The organism is Nitrospirota bacterium, assembly GCA_030645475.1.
In the GTDB taxonomy this organism is placed as follows: domain Bacteria; phylum Nitrospirota; class Nitrospiria; order Nitrospirales; family Nitrospiraceae; genus Palsa-1315.
On record JAUSMA010000069.1, the window covers coordinates 538,224 to 544,550 of the forward strand.

Here is a 6,327-nt window from a genome sequence, read left to right on the forward strand (position 1 = left end):
ACGCCATGGCGAAGGTGCTCGAAGGTCCCGGGATGGGGCTGATGAAGAAGTGGGGTATCACGGTCCCCAACTATGTCGTCGTCACTTCGGTTGACGAATTGACGAAGCTCGGCCAAGCCAATGAATGGCTGAAGAAATCCAAGTTGGTGGTTAAGGCGCATGAAGCGCTCGGTTCCCGGTTCAAGCTCGGTCTGGTGAAGGTCGATCTTGATTTCAAGGCGGCGGAAGCTGCGGCGAAGGAGATGATCGGTCGTCAGGTCGGCAGCATCACCGTCTCCCAGGTGATCGTGTCCGAAATGATCCCTCACAAAGAAGAATATTATTGTGCGGTGAAGTCTACCCGTGAAGGGACGGACATTCTGGTCGCGAATTGCGGCGGCATCGAAGTCGAGTCGAATTGGGATCGCGTGAAGCGATTGGCTTTGGAAGTCGGACAGCAGCCCTCGGCGGAAGCACTGGAGAAGGTGGCGAAGGATGCGGGTTTCACCGGTCCGCTCGTGAAGAAGATGGCCGATTTTGCTGGTAAAATGTTTGCCTGTTTTGACAGTGAAGATGCGCAGTATCTGGAAGTGAATCCCGTCGTGTTGCGCGAACAAGACAGCGAATTGATTGCCTTGGATGCGGTCACGCTTCTCGACGGCGACGCCAAGTTCCGGCATCCCGATTGGAACTTTGCCTTTGCCGCAGAATTCGGCCGTGCCTATTCCAAACACGAAATGGAAGTGATGGCGGTCGACTCCAAGATCAAGGGGTCAGTCAAGTTTATCGAGATTCCCGGCGGAGATACGGCGATGCTCCCGGCAGGCGGTGGCGCCAGCGTCTATTATTCCGATGCCGTCGTGGCGCGCGGTGGCAAGCTCGCCAACTACGCCGAATACTCAGGCGATCCGCCAGACTGGGCGGTTGAAGTGTTGACGGATAAGGTCTGCTCATTGCCCGGGATCAAGAACATCATCGTCGGCGGGGCGATTGCCAATTTCACCGACGTGGTAAAGACCTTCGGCGGCATCATCAACGGATTCCGCAAGGCAAAGTCGGAAGGGAAGCTCAAGGGCGTGAAGATCTGGGTACGTCGCGGAGGCCCGCGAGAGAAGGAAGGGCTCGACGCGATGCGCGCGCTCAAGGACGAAGGGTTCGACATCAACGTCTTCGATCGTAATACGCCGCTCACCGACATCGTTGATAAGGCACTCCAGGCGAAGTAGCCGCCGTCAATGACCAACTGAATATTAAGGGGAGATCCCGATGAGTATCCTGGCAAATAAAGATACCTATGTGGTCATTCAGGGCGGCGTTGCCGGTGTCAACGCTGCGCGCCGGATGGCCGAGTTTTGCTACCTGATCAAACGTTCGCTGAACGTGTTAGCTTTTGTCTATCCTCCTGATGCCGGCAAGGCACACGAAATTCCATACGGCAGCGGCCTGGTGACCGTTCCCATCTATAAGACTGTCGCGGAAGCCACCAAGAACCATCCCCAGATCAATACCAGCCTCGTCTATATCGGTGCGGATCGTGCGCTGAAGGGCGGGATGGAAGCCTTGGATGACTCGCATATCAAGGTGGTCTCCATGATCACCGAGGGTGTGCCTGAAAAGGATGCCAAGATCCTGGGCCGTCATGCGACCAAGCTCAAGAAGGTGTTCAATGGCCCTTCGTCGATTGGTATTGTGTCAGCCGGGTCCTGTCGCCTCGGCGTGATCGGCGGCGCTTTTGACAACCTGGTGCTGTCGAAGCTCTACCGCGAAGGGTCCTTCGGCGTCATCACCAAGTCGGGCGGTCTCTCCAACGAAATTATCTGGATCTGCTCGCAGTTTGCCGACGGTATTACGACAGCCATCGGAATCGGCGGCGATGCCTATCCGGGAACCGACTATGTGAGTTATCTCGAGATGTTCGAGAACGATCCCCAGACGAAGGCGGTCATCATCGTCGGCGAAATGGGCGGCGATCTCGAAGAGCGGGCCGCCGAGTGGTATGGCGCCAAGAAGCGGCGCGTCAAGTTGATGGCCGTGGTCTCCGGCTTCTGCCAGGAGAGCCTGCCGAAGGGCATGAAGTTCGGTCACGCCGGCGCGAAGGAAGGCTTGAAGGGCGAAGGATCGGCCCGTGCCAAATCCGATGCCTTGAAAAATGCCGGTGCGATTGTCCCGGCGACGTTCGGGGCTTTGGGCCCGGCGATCAAGGAAGCCTATCAGGAGATGTTGAAGTCCGGTCAGGTGAAGGAACCGGTCGAGCCGGCTTCACTGCCGAAATTGCCCAAGAGCATTGAAGCGGCCATGAAGGCCGATGAAGTCATGGTGGCCCCGCTGATCCGTACCACGATCAGCGATGACCGCGGCGACGAACCCTGCTACGACGGATACCCGGCTTCCGAGCTCATCAATAAAGGCTACGAAATCCCCCACGTCGTGGGACTGTTGTGGGATAAGCGGCTGATCTCCAAGCAAGAAGCTGAAATCATCAAGCGTATCATGATGCTTTCCGCCGATCATGGTCCCTGCGTCAGCGGGGCCTTGGGGACGATCATCGCGGCCTGCGCCGGGATCGGACTGTCCCAGTCGGTAGCGGCAGGCTTGATCATGATCGGCCCCCGCTTCGGCGGCGCCGTGACCGATGCCGGACGCTTCTTCAAACATGCGGTCGACAACAAAATGACGGTGGACGAGTTCCTGGTTTATATGAAGAAGAACCATGGCCCTGTGCCGGGGATCGGCCATCGGGTGAAGAGCTTGCGTAATCCTGACAAGCGGGTGAAGGAGCTGGTCGGATACGTCAAGAGTTTGAACATGAAGACGCCGTGCCTCGATTTTGCGCTCGAAGTGGAAAAGATCACGTCGGTGAAGAAGGACAACCTGATCCTGAACGTGGACGGCACGATGGCGGCGGTGCTCGTCGATATCGGCTTCCCGGTCGACAGTTTGAACGGTTTCTTCATCCTCTCGCGCACGATCGGGCTGATCGGGCATTGGGTGGATCAAAAACGTCAGGACAGCCGCTTGATCAGGCTGTTCGATTATTTGGTGAATTACGCGGCTCCCAAGCGCCGCGAAGTGCCGCCATTAAAGTAGGCAAGTGGCGAGAGGCGCGCGGCAAGGGGCTAATTCCCTCTCGCCCCTAGCCTCGTGCCTCTAGCCCGATAGTAAGGAGAAGAATCATGTCGATCGATCTGGCGAAAAATCTCTATACGAAGATGCCCGACGTGTTTGCCAAGGCCCGGAAGAAGTTCGGGCGTGGTTTGACGTTGGCGGAGAAGGTGCTCGTTTCACATGCCGACAATTTCGACACCCAGACGTGGGAACGCGGCAAGGCGATGTTGGCCTTGCGCCCCGATCGTGTGGCGATGCAGGACGCGACGGCCCAGATGGCCATGTTGCAGTTCATGCAGGCCAACAAGAAGCAAGCGGCTGTGCCGAGCACCATCCATTGCGATCACTTGATCCGTGCCGAAATGGGTTCCGAGAAGGACCTGCTTCGTGCGGTAGACGAGAACAAGGAAGTCTATAATTTTCTCGCCTCGGCGGCGAAGAAGTACGGCATCGGCTTCTGGAAGCCTGGCGCCGGGATCATTCACCAGGTCGTGCTGGAGAACTATGCGTTCCCCGGCAGCTTGATCATCGGTACCGATTCACATACCCCCAACGGCGGCGGACTTGGTGGCTTAGCCATTGGTGTCGGTGGTGCGGACGCCGGCGAAGTCATGGCCGGTCTGCCATGGGAAGTGCTCCATCCGAAGCTGATCGGTATCCGCCTGACCGGTAAGTTGAGCGGCTGGGCCTCGGCCAAGGACGTCATCCTGTACCTTTGCGGTCTTCTGACGGTGAAGGGCGGAACGAACAAGATCGTCGAGTACTTCGGCCCCGGAGCCGAGACCATCAGTGCAACCGGCAAGGGCACGATTTGCAACATGGGAGCGGAGTTGGGCGCGACGACCTCCGTGTTCCCCTTCGACCAGAAGATGGTCGCCTATCTGAACATCACAGATCGGGCAGAGTTGGCCAATCTTGCCATCGCGAACAAGGCCTTGCTGGTGGCGGATCCAGAGGTCTATCAGACGCCTGAGAAATACTACGACCAGATCGTGGAAGTCGACCTGTCGACGCTCGAACCCCATGTCGTCGGGCCCCATACGCCGGACCTTGCGCGACCCATCTCCAAGATGGCGGCGGAAGCGAAGGAGAAGGGTTATCCGGTCGAACTCAAGGCGGCCCTCATCGGCAGCTGCACCAATTCCTCCTATGAAGACATTAGCCGTTCGGCCCACATCGCCCAGCAAGGGTTGAAGGCCGGGCTCAAGGCGAAGGCCTCGTTCCTGGTCTCGCCAGGTTCCGAGCGTATTTATCACACGATGAAGCGCGACGGGTTCTTGGACACGTTTGAAAAATTGGGTGGCACGGTACTGTCGAATTCTTGCGGTCCCTGTATCGGACAGTGGAAGCGGGCCGATGGCGTGAAGGGGAAGGCGGATTCGATCGTCAGTTCGTTTAACCGGAACTTCCCTGGCCGCAACGATGGCATCAGTGAGACCTTGTCATTCCTTGCAAGCCCGGAAATTGTGACGGCTTATGCCATCTCGGGAGATTTGGCTTTCGATCCTGTCAATCAGACGCTCAAGGGCGCGGACGGCAAGCAGTTTAAGTTCGAGCCGCCGCAGGGTGAAGAGCTTCCATCCAAGGGCTTCGCGAAGGCTGACGAAGGTTTTGTGGCGCCGGCCGCCAACGGGGATGGTTTGACCGTCGACATTCCGCCGACGAGCGAGCGACTACAACTATTGCAGCCTTTCCCACGCTGGGACGGCAAAGATTTCGAAAAGCTTCCGCTGTTGATCAAGACCAAGGGCAAAACGACGACCGATCACATCTCTCCGGCCGGTCCTTGGCTCAAGTTCCGCGGCCATCTGGACAAGATCAGCGACAACATGTTCCTGGGCGCGAACAATGCGTTCTTCCCAGAGCCCGGCAAGGGGACAGACGTGTTGACCGGGGAGACCGGCTTGACCATGGCGCAGATCGCCCGCCGATATAAGGCAAAGGGGATCGGTTCGATTGTGGTCGGAGATGAGAATTACGGCGAGGGCAGCAGCCGGGAACATGCCGCGATGTCTCCGCGTTTCCTCAACGTGCGCGTTGTCATCACGAAGGGCTTTGCCCGCATTCACGAGACCAATTTGAAGAAGCAGGGGATCTTGGCGTTGACCTTCGCTGACCCGAAGGATTACGAGAAGATTGAGCAACAGGACCGCATCAGCGTGACGGGGCTTAGCAGCCTGGCTCCCGGCAAACCGGTGCAGGTGACGATACACAAGACGGATGGCACTTCGCTCACCATCCAGGCGAACCACAGCATCACCGATCAACAGATTGCGTGGTTCAAGGCTGGTTCAGCGTTGAATGCGCTGAACTGACAACGAGCTAACAGAGGAATAACCATGACGACCAAGGCATCCAAGATCATTTATACGAAGACGGACGAAGCGCCGATGTTGGCGACCTATTCGTTCTTGCCGATCATCAATGCCTTCAGCAAGGCAGCCGGTGTGTCCGTTGAGCTGCGGGACATCTCTCTGGCCGGGCGTATCATTGCCTTGTTCCCCGATTACTTGACGCCTGAGCAGAAGCAGTCAGACGACCTGGCCGAGTTGGGCGCGTTGGCCAAGACCCCGGAAGCCAATATTATCAAGCTCCCCAACATCAGCGCCTCGCTGCCCCAGTTGCAAGAAGCCATTAAGGAGTTGCAGGGCCAGGGGTATAAACTGCCCGAGTATCCGGAAGTTCCAAAAGACGACAAAGAGAAAGACGTCAAGTCGCGCTACGACAAAGTGAAAGGCAGCGCCGTGAACCCGGTCCTGCGCGAAGGCAATTCCGATCGCCGCGCGGCGCCGGCCGTCAAGCGCTATGCGCGCAAGAACCCGCACTCGATGGGCGAGTGGAGTCCGGCGTCGCGCACCCACGTTTCGCACATGCGCCACGGTGATTTCTACCATGACGAAAAATCCATGACACTGGACACGGCGCGCGACGTCAGGCTGGAACTGGTCGCCAGGAGCGGCAAGACCATTGTGCTGCGGCCCAAGGTTGCGCTGCTCGCCGGCGAGATCATCGACAGCATGTTCATGAGCAAGAAAGCCCTGCTCGATTTCTATGAAACCGAGATCGAGGACGCATACAAAACCGGCGTGTTGTTCTCGCTGCACGTCAAGGCCACCATGATGAAGGTGTCGCATCCCATCGTGTTCGGTCACTGCGTGAAGATCTACTACAAGGACGCGTTTGCCAAACACGGCAAATTGTTTGAAGAGTTGGGTGTGAACGTCAACAACGGGCTGGTCAACC

Annotated in this window: 4 protein-coding genes; all 4 read left to right on the top strand. The window is 57.6% G+C overall.

Annotation, left to right across the window (positions count from 1 at the left end; all coding sequences use genetic code 11):
* The first annotated feature begins 5 nt into the window (after positions 1-5).
* A complete protein-coding gene (locus tag Q7U76_17735) occupies positions 6-1,205 on the top strand; it encodes an ATP citrate lyase citrate-binding domain-containing protein (GenBank protein ID MDO8358221.1) in 1,200 nt (399 codons plus the stop codon).
* Between the two features lie 40 nt (positions 1,206-1,245).
* Positions 1,246-3,066 (top strand): citrate/2-methylcitrate synthase, encoded by a 1,821-nt coding sequence (locus Q7U76_17740; GenBank protein ID MDO8358222.1) that lies wholly within the window; start codon positions 1,246-1,248, stop codon positions 3,064-3,066.
* 86 nt (positions 3,067-3,152) lie between these two features.
* Complete coding sequence (locus Q7U76_17745; GenBank protein MDO8358223.1) at positions 3,153-5,399, top strand: aconitate hydratase; 2,247 nt, start codon at positions 3,153-3,155, stop codon at positions 5,397-5,399.
* A gap of 24 nt (positions 5,400-5,423) precedes the next feature.
* Positions 5,424-6,327, top strand: a 904-nt coding sequence (locus tag Q7U76_17750; protein MDO8358224.1) for an NADP-dependent isocitrate dehydrogenase, incomplete at its 3' end; no start/stop codon positions are given.

What these genes read in the sequence shown, in the direction of transcription:
- Q7U76_17745 (MDO8358223.1), top strand. Translation starts at nt 3,153, where the DNA reads ATGTCGATCGATCTGGCGAAAAATCTCTATACGAAGATGCCCGACGTG.
- Q7U76_17740 (MDO8358222.1), top strand. Translation starts at nt 1,246, where the DNA reads ATGAGTATCCTGGCAAATAAAGATACCTATGTGGTCATTCAGGGCGGC.
- Q7U76_17735 (MDO8358221.1), top strand. Translation starts at nt 6, where the DNA reads ATGGCGAAGGTGCTCGAAGGTCCCGGGATGGGGCTGATGAAGAAGTGG.